Raw genomic sequence first — 26,231 nt, forward strand, 5'->3', positions numbered from 1 at the left:
TGGTCAGTGCACGTCGACGACGGTCGAGATCGTCACGACGAAGCCGGCTTTCGGACGGCCGAACATTCCGGCGGGCACGATGTCGGTGGCAGCGCAGGTATGGGAGTGCCCGATCACGCGCACGCTGGGGAAGTGGTGTTCGAGGGTGGTCAGTTGCCGATCCATCTCGTCGCTGGCGTTTTCCAGCGCGAGGTGGGCGTCACCGTCGGCGGCCGAGTACGCGTAGAGAACCCGAATGCTCATGCGCTGCTCCCTCGCAGCTGGGTGACGACGTTCTGCAGGGTGATCGAGAGGGCGTCGAGTTCAGCGCGTAGCCGCCTGACTTCGGCGGAATCGCTCTGGCCGCGAACGGTGACACCGACTGCCGCCCGGACCCAGGTGCGCACCGTGGAGGTGTGGATCCCGGTCCGGGCGGACACGGTTTCGATCGCGGCCCAGCGGGAGGGCATGTCCGGCTCGAGTGCGAGCACCATCTGCACTGCCGAGTCGCGGACCGCCTCCGGGTAGCGGCGGCGGGGGCGGCTCATGCCGCCTCCTGCCGTTGGCGCTCACGTTCGATACCTCGGTCGAACAAGGCATTGGTGTCGTGCCAGTTGTAGTGCAGCTCGGTCGCAGTGAAGGTGGTGCGGAACCGGAACCCCGGAACCCGTTCGGTGCCCAGTCGCAGCAGAAAGTACCCCCGCCCCGGGGGCGGCGCCTCCTGCTCGGTGACCGGGTCGTAGCCGGCCGGGGTGGACAGGCTCGCCACCCACTCGCGGTCGGAGTCGGTGAACGGGACGATCGCGTCGAGCTTGTCCATCTCACTTTTGGGCAGGCCACCGACGATCAGGCCACCGGCACGTTCGATGAAGCCCTTCGCCTTACTGATGTCGACGGTGGACTCCAGCGATTCGAGGTCCTTGACCGTGTGGGTGATCATCGCCAGCGCCGTGCCGCGGGTGCGCGTCAGACGGGTGAGTTCGTTGATGCGTCCGACCATGCCGGGACCGGAATCGAGGACCCGCCAGAGCTCGTCGAGCACGGCCACGAACAGCCGCTGCGGCCCCAGTCCGCATTCGGCGAGGACGTGGGCGGCTTCGATGGCGCCGAACCCGTCCTCCCAGCACGCGACCATGACGGCCGCTTCGAGTTTCGAGTCGTCGGTGTTGACACCGGAGATGTCGACACAGATCCCGCGAGGCATCTCCCGCAGGTCGATCGGCTGGCTGGTCTGCTGGGAGAACACCTCGCCGAGGTCGCCGTCGAGCAGTGCGGTCAGCGTCTGCACCAGTTCGTCGACGCGGGCGTTGTACGCGTCCGCAGTGGTGGTGCGGCACCGGCGCATCAGTTCGGGGTGGTGGGCGTCGATCAGCTCGACCAGGTCCGAGATCAGCGGTGGGGCATCGGGGCCGAACCGTGCATCCTTTGCCAGCACCCGCAGCGCGGTATCGAGGACGTTCTTCTCGACGGTGGTCAGCTTGTCGCCGCGCTCGATTTCGCACAGTGCCCGCATGAGCCGGCGACGACGCTGCTGGACCTGTTTGGCGACCTTTCTCTGCACGGCGGGGAACGCGTCGAGAAGCGGAATGATCGAACCGAGTGCACCCAGGGCGAGAGGGTTCAGGTAGCCCTCGCCGTGACCGAGTTTGATGACCGTGCCGCCGCATACCTCGATGGCCTTGGCGAAGTCGGGTTTGGTGTCCGCGAACACGAACGGGATGTGGCCGCGGGACATCGACCCGGTCACCAGCTTGCGGGCCAGGCTCGATTTTCCGAGGGAGGGCAGACCGAGGACGAACACCGACGGTGTGTTCTGCAGGTTCGTCACATAGGTGGCGGTGACCGGGTCGTAGCAGAACGTGCGGCCGTACAGGTCCTCACCGAGGGGCAGCCCCCGCTTCGGGTAGTTGTCGCCGACCACCCACGGGTTGATGCCGCACGCTTGGAAGGTGGTGGCCCTAAACGACGGCGGCGGTTCGACGACATGCATCGCTCCCCCGCCGTATCCGTCGAAACCGCGTGGGGACAGCTTCCGGGCGCGACGCCACCCCGGCTCACCGATCGAGGGATCGCGTTCGCGGGCGATGCGGCGACGTTCCGCCTCCTCGACTTTCGCCTGCTCACGCTCTTCGATCCGGCGGCGCTTGCGGGCGGCGGACATCGGGTCGGTGATGGAGTTGCGGTCGGTGATCCGGCGCGGCTCGTAACTGTGCGACAGATCCGCTACCGCCCGGCGCAGGCTCAGCCGTGTGCGGAGTCGATCGCGCAGGCGTCCGCCGGCCGTCGCCCTACCCACGGCGGGGCTCCTTCCCGAGCGCGTACAGGCCGAGGACGAACTCCGAGGAGGCTGTGATCATGGCGGTCCTTTCCAGGCGTCGTGGGCTCATGCCTGCAAGCTCTTGGGGGTGGAGGCGTGGTCGGGAAGGAGCACGCCGATGGCGAGGGCGCCGAGGAAGGCCGCGGCCTGGTACCGGTAGCAGGGGCGCAGGCCGATGCGGGCGTGCTGGCCCATTTCGATGATGTCTTCGGCGATGCGGTTGAGGTCGGCTTCGCTGTCGGCGGTGGCGGTGACCAGTAGCGAGAAGTCGGTCACGCCTGCGCCGTCTGCCTCCTCGCGGCGGGTCTGCTCGGCGGCCTTCAGCCCGAGGTCACCGCGGGCGGTGCCGTGTCCTCGGTTGGTGTTGGAGGCGGTGAGGGCGGAGAGGAAGCTTCGTTCGACGGCCGCGGCGGCGTCGGCCGGGGAGAGCGGCCGGTGCAGCAGCGTGATGCGTTTGCGTGGGGCTTTCGCGTTGGCTTCGAGAAGGCTGCGGAGCACCTGCTCGTTCGGCATGCCGCGCGGGGGAATGTGCATTTCCCAGGTCCGTGACACCGCGCCGTCGTGGAAGTAGCTGGCCTTGGTCTCCTCGGCGGTCACCGGCCCGGCGTCGAGCCAGGACACCAGCGGCTCGTCGGTGCGGGCGACCTGCTCGGCGGCCGCTTCGACCCCGGTGCGCGGGTCGTAGCTGCGGCGGACCACAGCGGCAATCAGGTTGTCGCTCATCGGGACGCCGGTCACCCGGAGCTCGGCGAGGTTGCGGCAGATCGCGGGGATGCGCTGGGCGAGGTCACCGAGCATCACCATCGGGTCGCGGCGTGCGGTCGCGGTCTTCGCGCGCCAGGTGATCGACATCCGTGCGTGGAACTGCAGGCCCTGCGAGTCGACGTCGGTAATGGTTTCTCGGACGGCCGCCTGGGCGATCGGGCTGCCACCGGGTGCGCACATGTCCGCGACGTTCGATTCCGCGCGCGCACCGGTCTCGGGCAGCCATTCGATGGTCGTGGCCACGCAGTCGATGTCCCCGGCCTGGCCGTTGAGGTTGATGAACTCACCCCAGTTCGCGACGTCCAGGTCGATGCGGGACTGCTCGGCTCCACCGAAGCCGGGCACGGTGCAGCGCAGATGGATCGTGTACTGGTGGGTGGTCGGCAGGTGCATCATCGAGAACTTCCGGCCGAGGGCGTCGATGCCCCACCACAGTTCGATGTTGGCGGCCACGCCGGGCAGCCGAGTGCGTCCACCGGCCTGATTCGACAACGCACCGGCCCGCAGGATGTGCGAGCCACCTCGCTTCTGTCGCCGCCATCCCACCCGTGAGGTGATCACCTCGTAGCCGCTGCGACCGCCGTAGCGCCAGGCCATCAGCAGCCACGCCAGGCCGATCATCAGCAGCACCGGCACCGAGACGACCCAGGCGCCGATCATCAGCCCGAGGATCGAGCAACTGATCAGGATGCAGAAGGTGTAGAACAGCTTCTTGCCGATGCCGCCGATGTAGGTGGTGCTCGGCTCGTGCCAGCCGCCGTACGTTCGGCGTTCGGGAGTCTCACTCATCACTGCTCCTTGGTGGATTCGAGTCGGTGGGCGGGGTGGGTGGTACCGGACTCGTCTGTCATGTCGAGCGGCCTCCGCGCAGGGACCCGGACGGGTCGTCCCCGGCGGATGCGCCCGACTCGGCGGCACCGGCGACGTGGTTGCCGACCGCTTTCGCTCCCTTGGCCACGGCCTGACCAGCCACCACCGCGATACCCGCGGGACCGGCTGCGGCGGCCGCACCGCTCCCGGCTCCGGCGCCCTTGGCTACGCCGCCGGCGGCGCCGGGGCCCCCGATCGACGAGCCGCCTCCGGTGGACACGGCGCCGGTCGGGGCCTGGCTGCGTCCACCGGCGACGCTGCTGGTCGACGTGGTGGCCCCGCTGCGGCTGGCCGAACTGCCCATCGAGGACAGGCCTTTCGCCGCGACGGCGCCGGAACCGACGGTGGCCGCGGATACGGCGGGAGCCGCGCTGCCACCGGCCATGCCCGACATGGTCGGCACGATGAGGCGGGCCAGTGTCGGGGCGACCAGGAAGGACAGGGACAGCAGGATCATCCCGGCCAGGACCCCCTGACCGGACTCGTCCTCGTAGGAGATCGAGGTGAACGCGATGCCGTACACGACCGACGCGACGAGCGGGAACAGCACCAACACCACGCACCAGGACGAGACCTTCGCCCACACCTGGCGGCCGGCATTGCCGAGACCGGACGCCGCCGCTGCGACCGGGGCGAACCCGAGCACCAGTCGCGCGAGCGCGATCTGCACCATGATGAACACTGCCTGGATGAGCGTGCCCACGATGCCGAGCAAGGCGAGCACGAACACCAGTCCCGCACCGAGGGTGCCGAGCTGGTTAGCGGTGAGCAGTTTGTCGAGTGCGCCGTCGATGTTGTCGCCGACCATCCGCTCGATCAGCCACACCCCGAGGCCGCGCGAGGCTTCGTCGGCGAGGATGACGATCGGTGTCAACGCCCACGTCGCGAACACCGATCGGGTCAGTACCTGGGCGGCTTCGGTGGCGTGGGCGGCCATCATGTGGTGTTTCGCCCAGGCCAGCTTGATCATCGACGTGACGATCGAGCCGAAGAACACCAGGATCTGGATCACGCGCAGGTACTGGTGCAGCACATAGACCAGCGACTCGGTATTGCTGTTCCCGAGTGGACCACTGACCGAGTTCGTCATCCACCACGTCATCATGAACCCGATGGCTTCTTTCCACCCGTCGGCGAACACCTGAGCGGCTTCGCCGACCATCGTGTCCCATGTGCCGGAGGCGAATTCACCCGCAGCGGTGCTGGGGTTGGTGACTGCTTTGAACACGTCGCAGCCGCGTTCGAGGAAGACCGAACCGAGAGCGTTCGCGACACCGTCGCCCAGGGCGCGGCACTCGGCATAGAGATCTTGTTCGGTCTGATCGGCGGTGTCCGGCTGTGCGACAGCGACTCCGGCGGGAACGGCGACTGCGATCGCGAGTGCAGCCAGGAGTGCGACGAGCAGTTTTCTCACCACAGCGTCCACCCCGCGAGGGTTGTGGTCTGTGTCTGTCGGGGTGTGGTGTCGGGTAACCGCAGCTTCCAGTCACCGTCGACCCACACGGCCTCGGCCGCCAGGATGGTGTATGGGCCGTTCGCGCTGTGCGGGAGGGCGTACTGGAGTGCGGCGAACTCCCCCTCGATCCACCCCGTGACCCGGAATGCCGAAGGTCGCGGGGTGAACTCGAGGATCGCGGTGGGGTCGCCCGACTGGGTGTGCTCCGGCCGGCTGTGGGCGAGCATCTGTTCGAGTTCGGGCGTGTGCAGGATCTGCCGGTCGACCACCTGCTGGTATGCGTCCGGGTTCGCGACGCGGACCAGTGCTTGCAAGGCCGCCAGCGCGGCTCCTTGCGGAGTTCGGGTGTAGCCGGTCGCGAGCCCATCCACGGTGCGGGCGGGGCCGTCCGAGGTCGAGAACGGCAGCACCGAGGGGCCGACCTGCTGCCACATCACCCCGGCCGGGGCCGGAACCAGCTCACCTGCGGTGTAGGGGCCGCGGCTGAGGGCGGTCTGCGGCAACACCTGCCCGGCCGGGTTGTTCGGCTTGGTCACCGGACGGCCGAGCCAGTCGGCGCTGGGCGGGCCGAAGCCGCTCGCCCCCGGCCGCTCCTGCTCGGGCTCGGTTGTCGGTGACGACGACGGCGTCGGTGCCGCCGAGGGAACAGGTGCTGCGCGGTCCTCGCCGCCGCCCCGCACGATCAGGATCGCACCGGCAACGACAATCACCAGCAGGAATCCCACCGAGGCCCACAAGGTCGCTGGGCTGGCCAACCACCATCGGCCGGTGCGCAGCAAGACGTTGGGCCGGTCCGATTCTGTGGGCGTTGTGTTCGAGTCGCCGGACATTTATGCCTCCTGCGCCGACAGCGGGGTGTAGCTATCGAGGGAGTCGAGTGCGGTCGGGTCGGTGGCGGCGGTGCCGTCGTCGCCGACGGGATTGGCTGCCGGATCCGGAAGGGTGATCCGCCAGTCATTTCCCTTCCAGGTCAGCGTGGTCGGGGACGCGGCGAGTCGGCCGCCGGGCATCCGGGTGACCAACGACACTGCCGCGTGGTCGTCGCTGTAGTCGTCCACCCGGAAGCCGGCGTACTGCGCGGTCTGTGCGGGATCGGCCGCGTCGGTGATCGAGGTCATCGACCGGGCAATGGCATAGGCGTCGCGGCCGGGACCGAATGCCAGCACCGTCGACGCCACGGTGGGCCACTCGTCGTCCGGCGCCAACGCCAGGCGGGTCTGGCCCTGCATCGCCGCCAGGACCGCCCCCTGCGGGCTGTGTGCGTATCCGCCCGGGACCTTCCCGTTCGTCGAGGGTCCACCGGTGCTCGACACGGGCACCTTCACCCCGCGGTAGTTGGTCCAGGTCACCGAGTCCGGTGCGGCCGTGGTGTCGACGGTGCCGGTATCGGTGTCACCGGTGGTGGTGTCGCTGCCACAACCGGCCAGGGTGATCACCGCCGCTGTCACGAGCGCGGCGGGAAGCCACCACCGCGTGCGGGATCGAGTCCGTGTCTGCATGGATGCGCCTTTCGAAGCTGTTCGGGCAGAAGGGGTCGGGGTCAGATCAGCAGCCAGCCGCCGATTGCGGTGGCCGACGTGCACACGATCGCTGCGATCGCGGTGACGCCGTATCGGATGACCCCGACGTTGACCCCGCGGGCGGCGCGGTAGCAGAGGACCGTTTCGAAACCGGCCCAGGCCGCCGCCCCGATGAAGGCGGCGGCGGCGAAGAACATCAGGTAGCCGCCCAGGGTCAATATCGGATCCATCACTTCCCGGTCCGGCCACACGATTCCCCCGGGCCGAGCCGGAGGTGTTTCTTGTGCGAGAAGCGAGGGGGGCGCGGCGAGCACTGGTCTCATCGCCTGCTCACATGAAGAAGGAGACCCAGGAGGCCGCCCCCGTCGCCATGATCGCGCCCACCGCCACGACTCCGAACAGCAGTTTCTGCCCGCGGCTGGCGGTCCCGTCCGCGAACGCTTGCGCGAAGGCGAATCCAGCCCAGACAGCTATTCCGATCAGACCGATGGTCACCACCCACAGCAGCACTCCGAGGAGCACCTTCGTCTTGTCTTCCATGCCCCCGGGAGGTGCGGTGAGGTCGAAGTCGATGACCGGCGGCTTGTCCTGGGCGAGCAGGTCGGTGGTGGTGGTCAGTGCGGTGAGAAGCATGGTGAGAAGTCCTTTCGTCAGATGAGAGTGGTGATCCGCTCGCGGGCCGCGGCCCGGATGCGGTCGTAGAGGTCGATCACCGGTGCGGGTGGCACCTTGCGGTGGTCCGAGCGGTCTCTCTTCGTGGCCGGGATGGTCGATCCCGGTCCCCATGCGGGCAGTTCGTTGTGGCGCATCACTCGCCACGGTTCGATCCACGGAACGTCCCAGCACGCCCCGGCGAGGGAGGTGATCAGCCCGATGTGGTGCCGGACCGGTTTCGACAGGGGGCGGTCGCTGTCGGCGACCGTGATCGCGCCGAGCACGTCCACTCCCTGCGGGGTCCCGCCCGCCGCGTGTTGGAGCAGCAGGTCGTGCGCACACGTGAGGCCGTGCATGGTGGTCCGGGCGACGATGATCACCAGCGGCGACTGTGCTTCCGGGCCGACATGCGACGGCCAGCTGCGGCCACAGTCGCCGGCGTACGCGAGCGAGCGCGTGAGAACGGAGACCCCCGCCCCGCCGGTGGCACCGAGCAGCCAGACCATCGGGCTCGGTGGGGAGAACTCACCGGCGTGAACGGGGCCGTTCCAGATCGGCGCGCACCGGCCCCGGGGCGGCAGCTGCGCGCCCACGATCCGGGGGCGGCGGGGCAGGTCGTCGAAGTCGTCGACAGGCAGTGCGATGCTCATCGCACTGCCACCGCGTTGACACGCCAGACACCGAGTTTGGTTGCGGACATGTATGCCGCCCAGTTCATTCGGTCGACCTCTCGGCCTGTCGGTGCGGTGGCGACCACCTCGACCGCGACCACTCTGGAGATGCGGGCGGGTGCGTCGGCCGGATGGTCGTCGTCGGTGATCCGCGCCGTCGCCGTCACCACGGCCTGCTCGTCACGCCAGTGCTGCCAGCGGTTTCCCGAGATCGGCGCGAGTACCGAGAACGAGAGTGTGTTCTGGTCGTAGAACTGTTCGTCGAGCAGTGGCTTGGCCCGCTCCACTGCCGCCGCCTGGTTCGTGTCGGCAATCGGGTCGTAGCTGAACAACGTCTCCGCGGCAGCGACGATCACCGACTCGGGGTCGGTCTGATCGGTTCCGGCGAAGCGCTCCGGCAACGACGGCGGCGGGGTCGACAACGCCCCTGTGGGACCGCCGGCGTCCATGTGGTCGTGCTCGCTGGACTGCGAGCTGCACCCGGCCAGTACCACGCCGGCGACGGACACGGCGAGCAGAGTGCCTCGTATTCCGCGCCGAAGCGGTGTGTCGCTGCTCATCGAACTCCCCCTTCCTGGGCGAATGTCCGGACAGTGCCGGTGATTCGGAGCTGCTCGACAACAACATCCGCCATACTTTTAACTAGTTCAAAGTATGGCGCTGGTGGTGTGATGTCAAGAAGTGCAGGCCGGCGAGACGCTGCCCCGCGGTCCGTCATTGATCGGCCCCAGACCCTTGCGGCGGCGAGGTCAGAACCAGGCGCGGGCGGAGAAGAATCCGTTCGACGGTGTCTCGCCGGATCATCCACACCGGCAGGTAGCCCACCAGGAGGCTTCCGGCCAGCTGCGGCCACAACTGCACGGAGAAGAGGATCGTCGGCAGACCAGCACTCCATGCCACGAAGCCGCAGGCGATGATGAAGCGAACCACCAGCGTCATTGCGTCGAAGACAACGGCCGGGAAGCCCCACCTCGGTGTAATCCCGGACTCCCGGGTCACTGCCCAGAGCAGGGGGACGCTGGCCGCATTGATCACCGCCGCAGCGATCAGGAGCCAGAGCATGTACCCGGTGCTGGTCGCGGTCGATCCGATCGCTTCGGCAGCGGTGCCCCACGCCTGGGCGGCATCGAGGACCGCGGAGAGAGTCGGCCGCTCGCCTGCCGTGATCTGCTCGCGTGTGGAGCCGAGGTCGCCGTACCGGTAGACGCCGAGCATGTACGTGAGAACCGCGGTGAGCACGGCGAAGTAGGTGAAGGGGCACAACTGAGTCCAGATCGAGGCCAGACGCAGGTAGCTGCGGGCCGCCACATCCAGGATGCGGCGGGCGCGGGAGCTGCGCCTCGAGGTCAGCATGTCGGGATCAGCGCTGGTATGAGAGTTCATGGCGTCTCCTGGTGTGATGGTGTTGATCCGAATCTCCTGACGTACATGTCTTCTCCGGCCCAGTTCGACAGCGGATCGATGCCGACGACATCGCCGGATTGGGGGGCGTTGAGCAGCATTTGCTGGCCGTCCTGGACGCCGTAGTAGATGCCGACGTGGTGGGTCGCGCCGCCGGACCCGAAGTAGATGAGGTCACCGGGTTGCATCGCATCGAGCGGTATCTCTTGGCCGCGTGGGTCGTAGAGCTGACCCGGGTTGCCGGGGCTGCCGGTGAAGTGCGGCAGCGTGATCTGACCGCCGGATGCCTGGTAGACGGCGTACAGGGTCAGTCCGGAGCAGTCGAATCCGACCTTGTCGAAGTCCCCGAAGCTGTCGGCGACGCCGCCGTCACGGATACCTGTGGTCGGTCCGTTGGTGTCGCCGCCGCCCCACGAGTACGGGGTGCCGATCCACCGGGAGGCTGCCGCGATCACGTTCGCCCCGAACGGTCCGCCGGGAACATAGTGCGGCCGGTCGGGATTCGTCGGTGTTTCGTCGCCGCATCTGCTGCGGGTGCTGCCACCGGCCGCGACGCCCACCGCGTTGGTGTTGCCGCTGGCGATTGCCGCGCGGTCGGTATCGGTGAGGTCGTCGCCGGCGCCCTGGAACTGCCGATACAGCTGGCGGGCGAGTGGTTCGTCGTCGGCGTATGCCTCGGGGTGCGCCGAGCCCTGGACCGTTTGCGCCGCAACGGTGACCGGGAGGGTCTGCCACTGCGGGATGGCGAGGAGCGCGTTGTAGAACTTCACGTTCGCGGTGACCGGATTCATCAACTCTTCTGTGGTCCCCCAGTGCCCGACCTGCTGCTGGAACTGGTTGACCGACTTGTTGTCCGCGCCCACACCGTCATTCGGGAAGCCGAGGGACTCGGGGACGTTCGAGCTGGCCAGCATCCGGTAGGTCGATTCCTGACCTTCGGTGGACAGGGCCACGACGATGCCCTGCTCGGGAACCCCCATCGCTTCACCGATCGCGACCGTCTGCTTGGCGATGGCCAACTGCGCGGTATTCAGCCCGCCCACCGGGGTATCGGTCTGCCCGCCGCCGGTACCCGGGGACGGCGTGGGGGCGGCACCGGGGTCGGTGGCGTCGTCCACCCACGGTGTCGGGTCGAGGGCGGTTCCGGCGCCGTCGGGGAGGCGGCCGCCGTCCCAGATCTCGAAATGCAGGTGTGCACCCGTGGATTGGCCGTTGTTGCCGATCAGGGCGATCTTCTGGCCGGCGGTGACGTGGTCACCGACCCGGACGAGCACACCGTCGTCGAACATGTGCCCGTAGACGGTGCTGTACGTTGTGCCGTCGATCTCGTGGTCGATGACGATCCAGTTACCGAAACCGGTGGCCGGGCCGGCGGCGACGACACGGCCGTCGGTGAACGCGTAGATGGGCGTGCCGACATCGCCGGCGTAGTCGTTGCCTTGGTGCTGTGTCCCCCACCGTTCCCCGAAGCCGGAGGTCATCGTCGTGGCGTCCGGGGCGGTAGGTTTGACGTGCGTGCCCGCCGGTACCGGCGCGCCGTCGCCAGGGACGTCGGTCGGTCGGCACTCGTTCGGGGGGCGCAGGAGCACGACCACGACGGCGACCATGAACAGCAGGCCGGCGACTGCCGCAGCGAGCAGCACGATCACCGAACCGCCTTTGTTCTGGTCGGACACGCTCACTCCTTCGCTTCGGTGACTCGGCGGAACTTCGACAAATCGGGAAAGCCGCCGGTGGGCAGGCAAGGACGGTTGCCTGCCCACCGGCGGCGGTCTAACCCGAGCTCGCGGAACCCGATGTGGTGGTCGGGGTGCGGGTGCTCGAGGTGGTGGTGGACGGTGAGGTCGTGGACGGTGAGCGGGTGGGTGTCGGCGGCGGGGTCACCGATGCCCGGCTGGTCGTGGTGCTCGTCGGCCGGTCGGTGTCGGTGAGGGCGGCAGCGATCTCGGTCAGCCACGCGACGGTGAATCCGGCGGCGGTGCGTCCGACCGCGTCGACGACATTGACGTCGTAGACGGCATGGTTGCGGGCGGCATCCCAGTACTTCAGGTCGGTCGCCATCTTGACCAGGCCCTTGTTGTCCTGGACGCCGCGAGTGACTTCCTTGTAGATGTAGCGCTCGACTTCCCGGCCGGTGGCCGGCGGGAACAGATCGAGCGCCGCGTCCCCGACCTTGAGGGCAAGCAGACCGAGCGCCGCGGGCGGATTTGCCAATCCCACGGCGGCGAGCTGGCCGATGTTCTCGGGGGTCAGGACCTTTTTCGCGATCGCGACACCGGCCTGGAAACCCATCACACCGGTCTTGATGACTGCGCGAATGATCTCGGCGTCGGCTTCAGGGGTCGCCGAGCGGGGATCGGAGTTGTCGGCCAGTCGGCCGAGTACGGTCTGACCCGACTGTGTGACCTGGAAACGGCCGCCACGGAAGTTGATGTCGTTGTTGATCACGTCGGCCCCCGTCCGCAGCACGGCGCCACCGAGGGCGCCGGTGAGGTCGAGAAGTGTCTGCTGCGGATCCTGCGCTTCCAGGTGCAGCTGGCCGGCGATGTTCGTCACCGTGCGAGCCAACGGCGCATCCTCGGGTGTCGCGCACGCGAGATCGCCTTCCCCACACCACGATGCGACGCGCCCTGCCAACTCGCCATACCCGCTCGCGGAGGCGATGTTCGGGGCGATACCGCCACCGTCGGCCGGCGGCTGGACCCCGACTGTCAGGTCCGAGAGCGCGTCGGCGGGCACCCCTTCGGGTGCCAGTGGGCTGGTGCGTCCCGGTGCGTCCGGGAAGGTCGATGCCCCGTCGGGGCGGTTCGGGGACGAGAACAAGCTGACCGCGGCGACCTGGTCCGCGTGCACCGGTCCGTCGCCCGCGCCGATGTTGCGGGCGAGGATGTCCGCGATCTGACCTCCCTGGCTGTAGCCGATGATCGCGAACTGAGCATCGGGGCAGCGGGAGGCATAGTCGCGCAGAACCTGCGTCGCCTTGTCGACTCCGCCGAGCATCGACTGTTCGTAGGTTTGTCCGCGCCAACCGAAATCGCCGGCATACGGCACATACTCGCGGGAGATGTTGCCCGCGGCCGTCTCCAGCAGGGGCCCCAGCACGGCGTCACCGAGAAAGCCGGAATCCGTCGTCGGTGATGCGTCGGGTGCGCTCTGATTCGTTCCCTGCACCCCCACCACATGCAATGGTGTGCAGTCCGATTCCGCCGGGTCGGCCGCGGCCGTGGCCGGTCCCACGGCAGCCGCCGCCACGGACATGGCCGTCACGAGAAGCGCCGCCATGGGCAGCGCCCCGGGGCGGGGTGTTCGTACCGCCATCACGCACCCCCGACCGGGGGACGCGACACGAACGTCTGCCCCTGGTCGCGTTCGACCGTCGCGCCCGGTCGGGCTACCGATGTTGTCACCGCTCCTCCTCGTTGTTTCTGTCCTCGTGTTCAAATTCCGTGTCGCCATAGGCGGCGATGGGTGGGCACGTCAGCGCTGCCAGCTGGTGGTAGGCGGCCGCGGTGTCGGGGGCGAGTGCGGCAAAGTCGAAATCGGCGCACTCGGCGATATGAGGGTCGTGCGGGATCGCAGAGACCGATCCGACCCGCCCGGCCAGGTGGGTGCGCAAGTGGTCGACGATCGGTTGGGTTGCCGGCCGGGTGTTCGTCACCACCACGTGCACGGCCGCCAGACCGGGAGCATCCGGGTGGTCGATGGTCGCTCCGATGCAGTTGCCGAGCCGGTCGAGAAGTGCGGGAAGCCGGTTGATCTCGCCACCACGCGGCGAAACGGTCAGCACGATCGGCGGCCATCCCGCCTGGCCGAGCGGAATCGAGGCGAGAACCTGTAAACCACAGCCGCCGTCGACGACCGGGGTGAGTCCGAGGCTCGGCAGCATCGCCACAAGTCCGCGGTGACGATGCGGATCGTCGACGAGTCCCCACACGACCCCGGCCCGCAGCTGCCACTGCCCCATCTCACCGACAGAACTCGCGTGTCGCGGGTTCGCTCCGGTGCTGGCGCCGAGCCCGCGTTCCCACAGGTCACTGCCGGGTCCCTGCCCGGCCGCGTCGATCAATGCCGGACGTAGCAACCCCGGCAGAGCGGAGCCGACACCGAGCGCGGTCGTGGTCGCGCCCGATCCCCCTCGGTGCCCGATGACGATCACCGGAGTCGGCGTTTCGTCGGGAGAGTGCCACGACGAGGAGGCCAGCGACTCCGCTGGTGGCGGCGCTGCTGTCGTCGAAATCTGCTCGTACATACGACGGTCGGCGGCGGCATCATCGGTGTCCGGGTCACCAGCGGCCCAGTCCGTCCACGATTCGGTCATCATCAGCCTCGCTTCGTGATGGCGGTGACGAGAACCTGACCGCCGAGGTTGTCGGTACGGAAGATCTGCGGGTACACGTTCACCTCGCCGTTCGGTCGCTTCTCCTGCACGTCGACCGCCCACTCACCCGGGGCGAGCGGACGGATACTCAGGCAGTGCTCGGTGCCCTCCGGGGTCTGATCGATGCCTTCCTGCAGCTGTTCTGCAGAGGCGACCTGTGAATCGGGGGCGACCACGCGGCGGGCTTGCGTCCCAGAACGTGCGACGTAGAAGCCGTGATCGAACGCCAGAATCGCCTGAGGTCCGGAGTCGGTGCCGCCGATGCCGTTCCCCTCCACCCGGCCATCGAGGACGAGCGCAGGGCACCAGGACACCGCGGAGGCGGCGGTGGGGGTCGGCGGCGTGGACTCCGCCGAGGTCGTGGTGGTACCGGGGATGACCAGCGGCTGCGCGTTACTGCTGGTCCCGGTGAACGAGATTGCGGCTGCCCCGACACCGGCCACGGTGACCAGGGCGACGGCGCCGCAGGCACCGATCAGCGCTCGGTGGTTGCGGCGCGCACGATCGGCCCGCTCCGGAGCTTCCGAGACGGCCGGCGCCGACATTTCGGTCGCCTCGTCGTCACCTTCCGGGGAATCTTCCGGAGAGCCAACCGAATACCCGTCCGAGGAATGCTCGGCGGCAGCGGAAAGTGGCTCATCCAGCCACCCCGATGCCCACCCCGGCCCGGCAGAAGGGGTGGGCATCGGTACCGCGGACAAGGTGGGACGGGGCGCGGCGGCTGGCTCTTCGGCGGCCTCCGGCTCCAACGCATCGCAGCTGCTCGCGGCCGGCTCGTTCGAGGCCGACTCGTCTACGGAATCGCCGGTGGCTATCGACTCGACGAGCAGCTGCTCATCTGCTTCGTCCTCCCCCACAGTCGGGTCCAGCTTCGGGAACCAGTCGTCGCGCTCCATCGTTCTGTCTCCTCGCGTGATTTAGGCGTTCAGTCCGTCATTGACCGCAGCCATGAACGCCGCGGCCTGTGCGGCGGCCGGGGCGGTCGCGGCGGAGACATCGGCGATCGCCTGATCAACGGCGGCGACAGCATCAGGGCCGCCGGGCTGTGCGAGCGCGGCCTCACGGACCTGCGACACACCCGCATCGACCTGGGACTGCGCCGCCGCCGCATACGACGGGGCCACGTCAGCGAAATCGCGGACCGCCTCGACGATCTGCTCCCCGGCGGGCGCCTGCGCGACCTGACCGGCCACCTGCTCTGTCTGCGCGGCCACTGCCTGCGTGTCGACGACCGGAGGAGTCCACACCGGCGCGGGAGCAGGCGCCTCCGGTGCCGGGGCGGGAGCGGGCTCTTCGATGACCACGTCCTGGCCGCCGGCAAAGGTTGCGCCGTAGATGCCGCCGAACAGCATGCCGAGAGCGCCGCCCGCCATCGCGGCGGGAACACCGAACGCCAAGGCACCCACCCCTGCTCCGATCAGCGCGCCGTTCACGCCGCCGAGCACCGGCCCGACGACGAGTCCGACACCGGGGATGAACACCGACGCCAAGGTGGTGCCCACCGCGATACCCACGACGGTGCCGAGGGCAGTGCCGCCCGCTGCACCGAGCACGGCCGCCGGCGTGCCCAACGCGAGGGCACCAGCGGCGCCGCCGACGACGACTCCGGCGACCGTGCCCGCCGCGAGACGGTCGGCCTGCGTGGTCGGGACACCGAGGGAGTTGATGAAGTTGGCACCGTCGGCCTGAATTGCAGACGTGGTGTTGTTGATCCGCTGTGCGTCCGGCTCAGCAATGCCAGCAGGTCGGTCCAGCAGTGCGGACCCGATCAGGAGCTTGTTCTCCGGCGCCTGGATCGGGGCGATACCCGGCCGCTGAACCATCGCCGGTGGTGGCGGTGTCACGACCTCCGGCTGCGGCTCGACGGGCTCGCTGTATCCGGAGGAGAACGGCTGCACATACGACGGTTCGACGTATGCGGGCTGCACGTTGTACGACGGCTGCGAATAGCCCTGCTGGTAGTCCTCATACGAGCGCCACTCCGCGTTCTGCACCTGCTCCGAGGGCTGATAACCCGGCAAGTACTCACGCTCCACCGGAGCCTCTGCCCGCGGCGGCGTGGCCGTTACTCCAGGCTGCTCACGCGGACCAGAAGGAGCCGTCACCCCAGGCTGCTCCCCCGGAGCGGCCTGCGCGATACTCGCGCACGTCAACATCACAGCCACAGCAAGCGACGTCGTCACCGCCGCGCGTTCCTTCACCACACGATGCCGCCCTGCGGGCCCAATTCGAGTCTTCATCTCAAACCTTTCACGTCACATGTCTCTCAAAATGTTTGAATTGCAACGAGATACGCTCACTGGGGGGTTGGTGAAGGAAGAACTTCGACAACGCCGACAGTTGGTTGAGGGGTGAATCGGCCGCGCCGAGTGTTCATCTGCCCCCGCCCCGCATGAGCGCATCCGAAGTGAGTTAGAGGGCCGAACGGAGGCCAATCCACGGCGACGAGTACGGGACCAGCGCATGACCTAAAGGGCACGTCGAGAACGCGGAAAGGTCGACCGAGTAGCACCTGTAACCAGGCGCCCGACCAGCGCAATATGCGACGACACCGAGCGGCCGAGCGCGCACATTCATCGATTTCGGAACGTGAGGACCGGACTCGCTGGACTCTGCCTGTAACGGAAACGGGGTTTCGGTACGATTAGTGGCCGGGTGGATCTGGGCACCCAAAGACATCGGAGCCTCCAATTGGGTACAGAAATGGCCCGCGAGGATCCGAGATCCTGCGGCGTGGACGTTTACGCGTTAACGCGTTGCGGGGAGTAGAACCCCAGGTGCGGGCGAGGACGCCAATCATCACCGCACCTGGGGTTTTCTGCGCAGCACGAGTTGTTGGCCCGCGTGGGAGCCGCGAGCTGCGAAGTGAGACCACTGAGCGGAGACTTGGGCAGAAGTTCAACCGCACAGTGGAAGTCTTGGGGATTCGGGGTTCCGACCGGGGCCAATGAGCCTGAGCGAATTCGGTTTCAGGAACTTGACGAGCGGAACTGCTGGTTGCCGCGGTGGCGACCTGGAGATTTTGAAGGTCAGAAGCACGCGAAGGTGCGGCTCGACGCGAGCAACACCTTGTGTTAGTTGCTTCCGACACGATCGCCCCCGAGAGTCCAAAGGGCACACCAAATAGACGGTGTGCAGCACCTTTTGCGCTACAAGCAGACCCGACGTGTACAAGGCTGCAGGACTCCCCGGTGGGGCGCGCGGAAGGATCGTAAACCGCAGCAGCCTCTGTGCGCAACCTATTCACGCTTCTCATTCCCGCCCCTCCCCTCGAGTTGGGCCGCTAGCAGCGATCAAGAATACCGCAACAATAACACGCAACTATAAAGCGCGCTAGCGCGTGGGGGCGCTCCAGGAAGGGCAACAATGGTCGGATACAGACGTTGGTCGGACCCCAGGAGTTGATGAAGTGCCTCGCAGCGGAGTCAGAGGATTCCGGGGTGACAAGCTCCGCGAACAGCGTGTGAAGGCGCGGCTCACGCCGGACGATCTCGCGGCCCGTATCGGTACAACTCGTCAGGCTGTCTCGACTTGGGAAACTGGGCGGTCAAGGCCGGCACCGGAAATGCTCGGTCTTCTTGCTGAAGCCCTAGACACATCAATCTCTGTGCTCGTACCGATTCCAGCGAGCAAGCTCAGGATGAGTGACCTTCGAGTGCGAGCGGCACTGAATCAGCGAAACGCAGCCACTCGGCTTGGCATCGGCGCCACTACATTGGCTGAGATCGAGAACGGGGTGAAGCCGATCCGCGATGACCTCGTGCCCAAGATTGCCGAGCTCTACGGGGTCGACAAGCGAATCGTTGCAGAAGCATGGAAGCTCGGTCGTACACACCGTGAGACACGCGCGAAGAATCTATGAATAATCACGCAACTAAAGCACGGATTCTGCATCTCTGAGACCGCTCGACGGCGTGTCTTCATCGTTATCGGCCCAACTTGTGACAGGTTTGGTGCTGCAGATTGGAGTCCGAAGGTGGACGGTCGGGGTCAGGGAAGGAGAAGGGTATGGGAAACCCGTACAAGGGAGACCGAACTCGCGTCACCAGCAGAGTCCCTGACGTGGTGTTCGAGGAACTCGAACGTAGGCGGATGGCAGCGGGTGTGAACATGAGCCAGTTCCTGGCGGACCTTCTCGCAGCCGCTACTGGCCATACCCAACTCGTTCAGGAGACCAACCAGGAGGTACTGAAACTTTCCGCGTGAACGCGATGGCGGCTTCGATGCCGCATAACCGAATCCATGTAGTGCAGTACAGCAACTAACCCGAAGAACCCCCGACCGGGCAGGGTCGAGGGTCCTCGAAGTTGGTTGAGAAACGAGTTAGCCGCTCGATTCCCTGTACTGCTTTCCCCGAAGGGACTGTCTTGCGTGACAGAGCCCAGGGTATCGCACACCCTGATGCAGGTCTAGAAGCCCATGCGCGTGTCACCCGGCAAAGTGGTGACACAGATAACACACAACTGCTCTACGACACATGCACCCGCACGTGGTCGCCGCGGCGGCGTGTTCGCGTCGACCCGGAGCGAGAACACAGCTATGACGCCACTGTCTCCATTCCACTGCGGCAGCCGGAGTTTCCTTGGGCGGTCTATCTCGCCAGCTCGGACCACCGATTTCGGCTTCTCGTGTTCGACTTCGACTCCTCCCGTTTTGGTGCGGATCAGGCTCGTACCGATTCGGACCGCCTCGCCGCACACCTTGACGACCTGGGTGTTTACTTCTTGCGTGCGCATTCCGGGCCGACGGGCGGCCAGCACATTTGGATCCGACTTGGTGAGGACGGTGCGGATCAGGCCGATGTTGGCGAACTCAACCGCGTGCTCGTTCAGTACTACCCAACCTTCGACAAATCACCCCTGAGCAAACCGCGTATGGGGGTTGTGCGGCCTCCGGGCGCACCGCATCGCGCAGGTGGGCGGTCTGTCCCCCACCTGGCCGGTGCGGAATTGAAGCAGGCGCTTGAGCGCGTCAGCCGCGGGACGACGCCGGAAGTCGTCAACTGGCTCCTCGCGCGGCATCCCCATGTCGGGCCTGCTGCACCGGCAGAGCCGCATCGAAGGCCGCGGATCATTGATGATGGGGCAGGTCCGAGACTCGACCGACCTCGGCGGCCGCTACCTCACCGAACTGCGCATTTGCTCGCGACGGTGCCGTCGAAAGGGGCGGACCGCAGTGCTCTCGCTTACAGCATCCTTCTTTCCATGGCTCGCGCCGGACACGCGCTCGACGACGCCCGCGCCGCAGTTGCCACCGCCCCAGGTTTGATTCGGCTTCGTGAGGACGCGGCGCGCGGCCGCGACGACACAGAACGCCAATGGTCCCGTGCCCTCGCCCTGGCCGTGACCTTCGCCGCTAGCCCCGGCCAGGTGCCTCGTGAAGCGATTGACGACGAACTCGACGAGATCGAGCGTGCCATCGCAGGTACAACGGCGCACTGGGGCCGGCGAGGAGGAGCAAGTGACGAGCGGATTCTGCACGCATTGACTGCGCTTGCGCGCACCTCTCGGACTCGCGTCATTGATATCGACTGCAGGCGGCTGGCGCAAGCCTGTGGAATTGATGCCTCCACTGTCTCGAGGAGACTGCGCGTACTAGCAGCGGAAGGTTGGGTGACACTGGCGAGTCCAGGCACAGGGAGTCGGGCATCGACTTGGACTATCAATCGGCCTGCTGCTGAAGGATTTAGTGCAACACAAGGGGAACCCGCCCCCGCTCCTGGATCGGGGGTCTCACTCCTAGCGCACCACAGCCACGATGTCTGGAGTCACCGCAAGTGTGGCGGGCTGGGTGCAGCTGCTGCTCGTATCTACTGGTTCTACCGATCGGGAGTAGCGACTGTCGAAGCCCTCTCCGACATGACCGGTTATGGGGTCACGCAGATTGCTCATGCCCTCCGGAGATTAGAGGCGGCCGGGTTGCTTAACACGATGGCGAAAGGCAAGCACTTACTTCGTGCATTCGAGCATGTTGCGAAAGACCTGGGGGTGCTCGGTGCCAACGCTCGTCGGATTGCACGACATTTGGCGGACCGAGAGCTCTTTGCTTGGTGGAATGAGGAGCAGCAATGGCGAACCACCCGGGGAAAGAAGCGGGGGGCACGGCGATCGCAGCCCGTTGACACTCTGACATTGCCGATTTCAGCACCCGCAAGGGTCCGCTACGGCCGGTTCCCCACCAGACGGAACGGCAAGGCCGACTACACAACAGCTCGGCAGATCGTAACTGCCGTGTGTGATCGTCCTGCCTGCGTAGCAGCCTGACAACCACCGCCCTGCGGTTCGTGTAGCCGGGCTAAGGGGCTAAGGGGCTAAGGGGCTAAGGGGCTAAGGCGGGCTAAGGCGGGCTAAGGCGCCGCTGACACTGTCACAAGTGCACCCGTGGTGTGCTGGTCGAAGGCCATCAACGAGACCTCAAGGTGCAACGGTTTCCACTCACCATCCAGCCCGCGGAAACGAATTACACCAGAGGTGCTACCACGTGCAAGGTCAGAAGAGAGGCGCCGTGCAACCTCGACGTCATCAGGGTGCATCGCCGGCGTCGGCTCCCCTACCCCACCTTCCCATGCGATCCCTGGCATCGGGTTGCCTCGCCATTTGAGCAAGCTCAGCTTCTTGTGATCCGCGTAGGCCAGATATTCACCAGGCTTGAGCTTGGCGTCCAAGACTCGATGTTCCAGAATGACCGGTGGTGGCGCAGTTGGCACATCTTCGGCCGGGCCGATGTCATGCGTAACGCCCCTCAGAATCACGACCTTCCTATCGTTCGGATCAAGTCGTTCCTCGACAGCGCGGCACGAAAAGTGCGCAGCACGGCGCTCGCCGTCGTCCCGTCTGACCGTCCATACGGCCTGGTGTTCCATCCCCGGCGTCGACTTAACGATCTTGGCTAATGCGTGCCCTTCGTCGACGCCGGTGTCCAACCTGTCGAACGCCCCGGCCATTGCAGCCTCAGATCGACGATCCTCGGGCGCTACCCCATATAGGTCGAAAAGATCGTCGCTACCACTGACTTTGAAGTCAGTTAGATTGAAGTACCAGGCTCCAGCAGGATCACGTGGTGCAACCTTCTCCTCAGCTGATCCGACCCACAGGTAGATGCCGTGAAGTCGGCCCTCAAATGTGCACAGGGGGTCCGCGATAACCCGCCGCAGGCCGTCATCGGAAAGCCTGTCAATCTTGGTCGGGTGTGTCATGACCTCGGTGATCGCCGAAGTCGCATCTGCAAACGACCTCCGACTCTTGATCACCTGCTCCAATGACACGAACTGTTTGGGTGTACGGCCCTGCCCCACTATCGACGGCACCGCACCCCCGAACGCACTCACCAGCAACCACTTTGTCGCCATCCAAAAACCTCCCCGACCGAATGAACGAGGAGATCCTAGCCTGCCTAGATTGAACGTTGTTCAGGTCGAACGTCCAGCTAGACTCCAAGCCGTTTCAGAGCAGGCAGTATGGACAGATAGCGCGCCCCAAGCATTCGAGTAACCATGTCGACCGCTCTGGCGTCGGCGCCAATCAAGACACGTGCAGATCCGCGTTCAACGCCACGGAGGATCGTCCGAGCGGCGGCATTCGGATCTGTTCTAGCGATACGCCGCTCGAATGAATCAACGAGTTCGGTCCCATCTACTCCTGCCGCACGTCCAGCAGTGCGTGCGATGGTTGTCCGAATTCCTCCCGGGTGAACGCAGGTCACTTTTACGGGATGTCCTTTGAGAGCCATTTCCTGACGGAGCGACTCAGTGAAGCCCCGAACAGCGAACTTGGCCGCGTTGTAAGCGGAATACGACGGAGCAGCCATCAACCCAAAAGCCGACGAGATGTTGACGATATGGCCTCGGTCCGAGCGCATCACGTGTGGAAGGAACGCCTTTGTTCCGTTGACGACCCCCCAGAAGTCAACGTCGACCACTCGCTCGTAGTCCTCGAAGGTCGTGGCGAGTACGTCCCCGGCGAAAAGTACGCCAGCGTTGTTGATCAGAGCATCAACTCGGCCGAATCGCGAAGCGACATCTTCTGAATGGGCGAGCACCGCAGCTCGGTTCGTCACATCGACCACCGAGGTATAGATGTCTCTGGATCCGCCTTCGCATAGGTCAGCGGTAGCGGATAGTTGAGACTCCGACGAGTCTGACAGCGCCAGATGTGCGCCAGACTGAACGAGCTGTAGAGCTAGCTCGCGTCCAATTCCGGCTCCGGCTCCTGTTATTGCGACGACACGACCCTCGAAGTAGCCCATCTGTTTCCCTTCACCTGACCGGGCGGCGTCCCTATCTCCACCCTATCCAAGGTGTTAGGTCCATCCGGCGAGCAGAAGGGGTCTCCCGACATGACGAGCATCACGGGTAGGGGGTGAAACCGAAGACGCCGGAACGGGGCCGCGGGTTTGCTATAGGCCTTGGTAAGGCGCCGTTGTTCGCGAGCGCTCGGTAGAGAGGCGACCGAGGGATGCTGGCCGGCGTTCTTGTCAGCTTCGCTTCACGAAGAGGGGGGCGAGGAGCGGGTTGTCATCGTCGACCACCTTCGGGCCGGTGGCCGCGTGCTCTCTCGCGCACTGAAAGGGAGATGGCGGGCGGGCCTCCACTCCCCCGCCTCTTATGCTCCCGCCCCAGGTCGACCCTTCGGATTGTCCGTTCTCAACGGACACGGCGTCGGCCGTCGTGCATCAGAATGCGACGTCAAGCGCTCAGGCGTTCAAGCGTTCAAACGCTAGGGCATTGTGACGCTAGAACTGCGTACGACAGTGAGGCTCCGAAGACGGCTCACAACACCACGCGGAATGATTTCGAGCGCCGTCGAGCGCAGCGTCCGTATTCGCGCTCACGACTGGAGCTTTTGTCCCAAGAGAAGGTTGTCAGCTAGTGGCACCGACAACGGACGCCCGCACTTCCTCGTCGTACTTTGCGCGATCCGATCTGACGTCCGGCAACGGTGGTACGTCGTATCCGGCTTGATGAGCTAGGCTTTCAAACTTGTCGTACCGCCGCCATGCGGTAGAAGCGTGTACCGATGGGCTGGACGCGCTCCCGATGTACTCGAAGGACAGGGACGGGTCTGCCAGTTTCATGCGTGCGGTGGCTTTCACTGCATCGGACAGGTCGGCATTCGTAAGAAATGCATCGAGAGTGAGTGCGTCTGGAGAAGATGCGAACGGGATTTCGTCCGATTCGTGTTCAACGTGGTCGGCGAGCGATTCACGAGTGCCACTCGATAGCAGTTCGGTCGTTTGCAGATTCTCCGCGTTGTAGTCGAGGGAGTCATCCCGTGCACCAGCGAAGTACCGTGTATCCGCGCCAGCCAAGTCACTATGGTTTGTACTTGCGAGCTCTTGCTCCCGGAACTCGAAGAACTCTTCCTGGTCGACTTCGCTAGCTGCCACACGAATCTGGGCGCTGTACTCGTTGTACGCGGAGCCGATGGCCTTGATCAGGATTCCGAGTCCGTGAGTGCAAGCGAGAATCAACGCAGGCGGGATGATCGCGGTAAGCGCTGCAACCCAGGGCGCGTTCGGCGTGATTCCGATGTCAATACCCGCAGCAATCTTGCGTTCCGCTTCCACCACGGCTTGATACGCGTGGGACGCGTTCATGTAGACGCTGAGGAAGACGACGACAGCAGCTAAGCCAGCGAAAAAATTTCGCCCCTTTGAGTGACCAGTTATTTTGTTCAGGGCGACGGCTGCCATCGTCGAGAAGCCGATCGCGCTGTCGATGATGGCAGGGAGTATCCAGGCGAGATCAGCACGCATCATGTTCTGTCGGCCGAACTCCCGCAATGCGTCGAACGAGAGTACGAAGCTTCCTGTGGTGATGCCGGTGGCGATAATGATCGCAACGACAAGGACAACGATGAGGCTGCGAAACTGGATCTTCGCAGCTCGGAGGTTAAAGTCGGTCATGATCGGGCTGTTCCTTTCTACGGGTTCCCGGTCACGGAGTCCCGTCGGTCTGCAAACCGGCGGGACTCCCCTGCTTTATAGGAAGTCGGAACACTGCGATGCGTCAGGCGCCTACAGTCGTGGCCGTCCCTGATTACCTGGTGGGGGTGCCGCTGCGCGGATTGCGTCGATGACCTCGCCAGGGGTCATGCTTTCGGACAGGGCGCGGAGGGCGAAGCGCACGATTGCGCTGCGCGAATCGATGCGCGGCTTCTGCTTGCGGCCGAGGTAGATCGCTTCCTCGAGAAACTGGTCCGACGCATCGTCTAGGTAGATCGTGGACTTCGTCAGCTCTTCTGGCTCCTGAGGGGGGACAGAAGCCGGCGCCTGTTTCGGCAGTTCCGCGGGTGTCTGGCGTTGAGCTGGCGGCTGCTGGTCAGCGTCTCCCCCGTTTGTAGTGACGGGCGGAACATGCACGTCAGCTGCCCCAGTCGACATCGACGGCTGCGCCAAGTTGACCGGTTCCTGTACGGGCGTCCCGGGGGTCGCTTCCTGGGAAGGCGACTCGTCCGAGAGATTCACCGGAGTGGCGCGCGGCTGATGGCGCGGTGGCGGCATCGTGCGAGTCGCATTGCTCCGGGTGGACTTGCTCCGCATCTGGTTGAGTTGATCGATTCCGCTACTCACTGGACGTACTCCCTCAGGTACTTGGCCGTGTCTGTGATCGCTGCGGCAAACGCGCGTAGCGGCTTCGCCGGCGGCTCCTCGGCCGTAATCGCAATTCGTTTCGTACGGGTCCCAACGTGGCTGGCTGCTGGGATCGGCGGACCTACCTGAACAGGAGTCCCCTCGATCATTCGTGTGAGTCGTTCAACAGCCCGCGCGGGAGGCACGGGCGGCACCATCGACGGCGAGATGACGAGCGGATAGTCAGCCAGCTCGTCGATTAGTTGTTCGGTCGCATCAAGGTCCAATGTTCGCAGCGGTGTCGGTGCCAGCACGACATTCGCGACAGAGAGGGCGCCATGCCCGTGGGGGCTGGAGCCTGGATGCGTGTCGACGACAACCCATTCCGTGTCCCATTCCTCAGCCCACCGTACAAGGGCCTCAGCCATGACCTCCTCTGAGGGCGCCTGGTCGTACAGGTCTGGATGCCCTGGCACGAGCAGCGGTTTCTTGAAGCCCTTCATCGGCTTCGGAACTCGCCCTGACCTGATCGCGTCGAGCAATGGGACCTTGACACGATCTTGAGGACGATATCCCCATTTGCGTGTCGCTCCCCCACCGTCGTGCTCGAGGTCGACGAGAACTGCGTCGAGCTCGTATGCAAGTTCATAGGCTTCAGTGGTCTTGCCTACGCCTCCCTTGCGGGAATGGCAGACGATGATGTTGGCCATTTGCGCCTTCCTGAGGACTCATGTGGAAACGTCCGCCTCGCGAGCGAAGGGACAAGCTGTCGGCGACGAACCGGAACTGAGGCGTCAGATCGCGACTGCGCTGTAGACGCTACAACCGCGCCGTAGATACGTGATGACGACACGCCGCTCTGGCGTATGAACCGTACAACGCTGGAGCGTTACAGAATTACGGAGTTATAGCGGCATAACGTCACCACCTTGGGAATTCCCTGGTGACCAGCGGACTACCTTCAGCGGATGGTCTGCGTTAGGGCTGTGTGCCTGGCGTTGTGGCGTTAGAACTGCGTGACGCTGCAGCGTTGCAATGCCGACGGCGGCCTGGTGCAACAGGGGTGCCGGCTTGCGCAATGCGTCGCTCTGCAGTTCTGGCGTCACAACGCTCCAACGCCGTGACGTCCGGACGGTTGATTGCGGACCGATCAGGACTCGCTGTTCCAGCGCTATAACGTCATGACGTTCGACGGGCGTACCGGCGTTGCGCATCGGTGGACCGTGGTTGCGCAGCGTCTTGCGTCGCCGTTCTAGCGTCACAACGCCCTAACGCCCCAGAGATGGTGTGGCGATGCAAGTGCAACGCAAACCGATGTTCTAGCGTCACAACGTTCCGGCGGCATGGCGTCTCGATGGTGTGCGACTGCGACTGCAATGCCGGGCATCCGCGTTGCGGCATTGCAGCGCTACAACGCCCAAACGCTCGGGCGGCGGAACGGTGGACGGGCGAGTCGGCCGTTGAGCCCCGCAACGGGCCTCCATGGCGTTCTGGCGTCACGACGCTTCAGCGTCATAGTTGCCGTCCGCCCCGTCGCATCCGCCCGGCCCCGACTCGTTAGGGCTGTGTGCCTGGCGTTGTGGCGTTAGAACTGCGTGACGCTGCAGCGTTGCAATGCCGACGGCGGCCTGGTGCAACAGGGGTGCCGGCT

At 65.6% G+C, this 26,231-nt stretch carries 24 protein-coding genes; 2 read left to right on the plus strand and 22 right to left on the minus strand.

Annotated elements, in window-relative coordinates; translation table 11 throughout:
• Window positions 1–3: 3 nt before the first annotated feature.
• The 17 genes from ACFTWF_RS35060 to ACFTWF_RS35140 all read right to left on the minus strand — a co-directional run bounded on the left by ACFTWF_RS35060 (window position 4) and on the right by ACFTWF_RS35140 (window position 16,251).
• The gene (locus tag ACFTWF_RS35060; RefSeq protein ID WP_378465676.1) at window positions 4–243 is read right to left on the minus strand and encodes a hypothetical protein; all 240 of its coding nucleotides are present in this window, start codon (window positions 241–243) and stop codon (window positions 4–6) included.
• Window positions 240–527, minus strand: coding sequence for a transposase (locus ACFTWF_RS35065; RefSeq protein ID WP_378465677.1), 288 nt, complete (start codon window positions 525–527; stop codon window positions 240–242). The genes ACFTWF_RS35060 and ACFTWF_RS35065 overlap by 4 nt, the downstream gene beginning before the upstream one ends.
• On the minus strand, window positions 524–2,275 hold the full coding sequence (locus tag ACFTWF_RS35070; protein WP_378465678.1) for a hypothetical protein: 1,752 nt from the start codon (window positions 2,273–2,275) through the stop codon (window positions 524–526). Before ACFTWF_RS35070 ends, ACFTWF_RS35065 begins: the two co-directional genes overlap by 4 nt.
• 87 nt (window positions 2,276–2,362) lie before the next feature.
• Entirely contained in the window at window positions 2,363–3,850 is a 1,488-nt protein-coding gene (locus tag ACFTWF_RS35075) for an SCO6880 family protein (protein WP_378465679.1), read from the minus strand.
• Window positions 3,851–3,908: 58 nt separating this feature from the next.
• Window positions 3,909–5,345 (minus strand): hypothetical protein, encoded by a 1,437-nt coding sequence (locus tag ACFTWF_RS35080; RefSeq protein ID WP_378465680.1) that lies wholly within the window; start codon window positions 5,343–5,345, stop codon window positions 3,909–3,911.
• On the minus strand, window positions 5,342–6,217 hold the full coding sequence (locus ACFTWF_RS35085) for a hypothetical protein (protein WP_378465681.1): 876 nt from the start codon (window positions 6,215–6,217) through the stop codon (window positions 5,342–5,344). Before ACFTWF_RS35085 ends, ACFTWF_RS35080 begins: the two co-directional genes overlap by 4 nt.
• Entirely contained in the window at window positions 6,218–6,886 is a 669-nt protein-coding gene (locus ACFTWF_RS35090) for a hypothetical protein (protein ID WP_378465682.1), read from the minus strand.
• A gap of 41 nt (window positions 6,887–6,927) precedes the next feature.
• The gene (locus tag ACFTWF_RS35095) at window positions 6,928–7,137 is read right to left on the minus strand and encodes a hypothetical protein (RefSeq protein WP_378465683.1); all 210 of its coding nucleotides are present in this window, start codon (window positions 7,135–7,137) and stop codon (window positions 6,928–6,930) included.
• Between the two features lie 100 nt (window positions 7,138–7,237).
• Window positions 7,238–7,540 (minus strand): hypothetical protein, encoded by a 303-nt coding sequence (locus ACFTWF_RS35100; RefSeq protein WP_378465684.1) that lies wholly within the window; start codon window positions 7,538–7,540, stop codon window positions 7,238–7,240.
• A gap of 17 nt (window positions 7,541–7,557) precedes the next feature.
• Entirely contained in the window at window positions 7,558–8,211 is a 654-nt protein-coding gene (locus ACFTWF_RS35105) for a DUF6668 family protein (protein ID WP_378465685.1), read from the minus strand.
• Complete coding sequence (locus ACFTWF_RS35110; RefSeq protein ID WP_378465686.1) at window positions 8,208–8,792, minus strand: hypothetical protein; 585 nt, start codon at window positions 8,790–8,792, stop codon at window positions 8,208–8,210. Before ACFTWF_RS35110 ends, ACFTWF_RS35105 begins: the two co-directional genes overlap by 4 nt.
• A gap of 154 nt (window positions 8,793–8,946) precedes the next feature.
• The gene (locus ACFTWF_RS35115; RefSeq protein WP_378465687.1) at window positions 8,947–9,615 is read right to left on the minus strand and encodes a hypothetical protein; all 669 of its coding nucleotides are present in this window, start codon (window positions 9,613–9,615) and stop codon (window positions 8,947–8,949) included.
• The gene (locus ACFTWF_RS35120) at window positions 9,612–11,309 is read right to left on the minus strand and encodes a peptidoglycan DD-metalloendopeptidase family protein (protein ID WP_378465688.1); all 1,698 of its coding nucleotides are present in this window, start codon (window positions 11,307–11,309) and stop codon (window positions 9,612–9,614) included. The genes ACFTWF_RS35115 and ACFTWF_RS35120 overlap by 4 nt, the downstream gene beginning before the upstream one ends.
• 97 nt (window positions 11,310–11,406) lie before the next feature.
• Window positions 11,407–12,951: a cutinase family protein gene (locus tag ACFTWF_RS35125; protein WP_378465689.1), complete on the minus strand. Its 1,545-nt coding sequence runs from the start codon at window positions 12,949–12,951 to the stop codon at window positions 11,407–11,409.
• A gap of 85 nt (window positions 12,952–13,036) precedes the next feature.
• A complete protein-coding gene (locus ACFTWF_RS35130) occupies window positions 13,037–13,954 on the minus strand; it encodes a hypothetical protein (RefSeq protein ID WP_378465690.1) in 918 nt (305 codons plus the stop codon).
• Window positions 13,954–14,907 (minus strand): hypothetical protein, encoded by a 954-nt coding sequence (locus tag ACFTWF_RS35135; RefSeq protein ID WP_378465691.1) that lies wholly within the window; start codon window positions 14,905–14,907, stop codon window positions 13,954–13,956. Before ACFTWF_RS35135 ends, ACFTWF_RS35130 begins: the two co-directional genes overlap by 1 nt.
• Before the next feature lie 21 nt (window positions 14,908–14,928).
• Window positions 14,929–16,251, minus strand: coding sequence for a hypothetical protein (locus ACFTWF_RS35140; RefSeq protein ID WP_378465692.1), 1,323 nt, complete (start codon window positions 16,249–16,251; stop codon window positions 14,929–14,931).
• A 1,223-nt stretch (window positions 16,252–17,474) separates the two neighbouring features.
• Between ACFTWF_RS35140 and ACFTWF_RS35145 the strand changes: the two genes are divergently transcribed.
• Both ACFTWF_RS35145 and ACFTWF_RS35150 read left to right on the plus strand, forming a co-directional pair.
• Entirely contained in the window at window positions 17,475–17,873 is a 399-nt protein-coding gene (locus ACFTWF_RS35145) for a helix-turn-helix transcriptional regulator (RefSeq protein WP_378465693.1), read from the plus strand.
• Window positions 17,874–18,019: 146 nt separating this feature from the next.
• On the plus strand, window positions 18,020–18,217 hold the full coding sequence (locus ACFTWF_RS35150; RefSeq protein ID WP_043788054.1) for a hypothetical protein: 198 nt from the start codon (window positions 18,020–18,022) through the stop codon (window positions 18,215–18,217).
• A gap of 2,140 nt (window positions 18,218–20,357) precedes the next feature.
• On the opposite strand, the gene ACFTWF_RS35155 is transcribed toward ACFTWF_RS35150, so the two are convergent.
• From ACFTWF_RS35155 to ACFTWF_RS35175, 5 genes are all read right to left on the minus strand, one after another.
• Window positions 20,358–21,359 carry a GAF domain-containing protein gene (locus ACFTWF_RS35155; protein WP_378465694.1) on the minus strand — a complete coding sequence of 334 codons (1,002 nt, stop codon included), beginning with the start codon at window positions 21,357–21,359 and terminating at the stop codon, window positions 20,358–20,360.
• Between the two features lie 77 nt (window positions 21,360–21,436).
• Complete coding sequence (locus ACFTWF_RS35160; RefSeq protein WP_378465695.1) at window positions 21,437–22,255, minus strand: SDR family NAD(P)-dependent oxidoreductase; 819 nt, start codon at window positions 22,253–22,255, stop codon at window positions 21,437–21,439.
• Window positions 22,256–22,870: 615 nt separating this feature from the next.
• Window positions 22,871–23,914: a DUF2637 domain-containing protein gene (locus ACFTWF_RS35165; protein WP_378465696.1), complete on the minus strand. Its 1,044-nt coding sequence runs from the start codon at window positions 23,912–23,914 to the stop codon at window positions 22,871–22,873.
• Window positions 23,915–24,025: 111 nt separating this feature from the next.
• Window positions 24,026–24,580, minus strand: a complete 555-nt coding sequence (locus ACFTWF_RS35170) for a hypothetical protein (protein ID WP_378465697.1) — start codon at window positions 24,578–24,580, stop codon at window positions 24,026–24,028.
• Complete coding sequence (locus ACFTWF_RS35175; RefSeq protein ID WP_378465698.1) at window positions 24,577–25,290, minus strand: ParA family protein; 714 nt, start codon at window positions 25,288–25,290, stop codon at window positions 24,577–24,579. Before ACFTWF_RS35175 ends, ACFTWF_RS35170 begins: the two co-directional genes overlap by 4 nt.
• Window positions 25,291–26,231 lie beyond the last annotated feature (941 nt).

This window comes from Rhodococcus sp. NPDC056960, assembly GCF_042674125.1.
Lineage (GTDB): Bacteria > Actinomycetota > Actinomycetes > Mycobacteriales > Mycobacteriaceae > Rhodococcus_F.

Excerpts from the sequence above, each read along its gene's own strand:
- ACFTWF_RS35130 (WP_378465690.1), bottom strand. The coding sequence starts at position 13,954 with ATGATGACCGAATCGTGGACGGACTGGGCCGCTGGTGACCCGGACACC.
- ACFTWF_RS35125 (WP_378465689.1), bottom strand. The coding sequence starts at position 12,951 with ATGGCGGTACGAACACCCCGCCCCGGGGCGCTGCCCATGGCGGCGCTT.
- ACFTWF_RS35115 (WP_378465687.1), bottom strand. The coding sequence starts at position 9,615 with ATGAACTCTCATACCAGCGCTGATCCCGACATGCTGACCTCGAGGCGC.
- ACFTWF_RS35165 (WP_378465696.1), bottom strand. The coding sequence starts at position 23,914 with ATGACCGACTTTAACCTCCGAGCTGCGAAGATCCAGTTTCGCAGCCTC.
- ACFTWF_RS35175 (WP_378465698.1), bottom strand. The coding sequence starts at position 25,290 with ATGGCCAACATCATCGTCTGCCATTCCCGCAAGGGAGGCGTAGGCAAG.
- ACFTWF_RS35085 (WP_378465681.1), bottom strand. The coding sequence starts at position 6,217 with ATGTCCGGCGACTCGAACACAACGCCCACAGAATCGGACCGGCCCAAC.
- ACFTWF_RS35065 (WP_378465677.1), bottom strand. The coding sequence starts at position 527 with ATGAGCCGCCCCCGCCGCCGCTACCCGGAGGCGGTCCGCGACTCGGCA.
- ACFTWF_RS35075 (WP_378465679.1), bottom strand. The coding sequence starts at position 3,850 with ATGAGTGAGACTCCCGAACGCCGAACGTACGGCGGCTGGCACGAGCCG.
- ACFTWF_RS35150 (WP_043788054.1), top strand. The coding sequence starts at position 18,020 with ATGGGAAACCCGTACAAGGGAGACCGAACTCGCGTCACCAGCAGAGTC.
- ACFTWF_RS35135 (WP_378465691.1), bottom strand. The coding sequence starts at position 14,907 with ATGGAGCGCGACGACTGGTTCCCGAAGCTGGACCCGACTGTGGGGGAG.
- ACFTWF_RS35100 (WP_378465684.1), bottom strand. The coding sequence starts at position 7,540 with ATGCTTCTCACCGCACTGACCACCACCACCGACCTGCTCGCCCAGGAC.
- ACFTWF_RS35090 (WP_378465682.1), bottom strand. The coding sequence starts at position 6,886 with ATGCAGACACGGACTCGATCCCGCACGCGGTGGTGGCTTCCCGCCGCG.
- ACFTWF_RS35140 (WP_378465692.1), bottom strand. The coding sequence starts at position 16,251 with ATGAAGACTCGAATTGGGCCCGCAGGGCGGCATCGTGTGGTGAAGGAA.
- ACFTWF_RS35110 (WP_378465686.1), bottom strand. The coding sequence starts at position 8,792 with ATGAGCAGCGACACACCGCTTCGGCGCGGAATACGAGGCACTCTGCTC.
- ACFTWF_RS35155 (WP_378465694.1), bottom strand. The coding sequence starts at position 21,359 with ATGGCGACAAAGTGGTTGCTGGTGAGTGCGTTCGGGGGTGCGGTGCCG.
- ACFTWF_RS35105 (WP_378465685.1), bottom strand. The coding sequence starts at position 8,211 with ATGAGCATCGCACTGCCTGTCGACGACTTCGACGACCTGCCCCGCCGC.
- ACFTWF_RS35160 (WP_378465695.1), bottom strand. The coding sequence starts at position 22,255 with ATGGGCTACTTCGAGGGTCGTGTCGTCGCAATAACAGGAGCCGGAGCC.
- ACFTWF_RS35095 (WP_378465683.1), bottom strand. The coding sequence starts at position 7,137 with ATGGATCCGATATTGACCCTGGGCGGCTACCTGATGTTCTTCGCCGCC.
- ACFTWF_RS35060 (WP_378465676.1), bottom strand. The coding sequence starts at position 243 with ATGAGCATTCGGGTTCTCTACGCGTACTCGGCCGCCGACGGTGACGCC.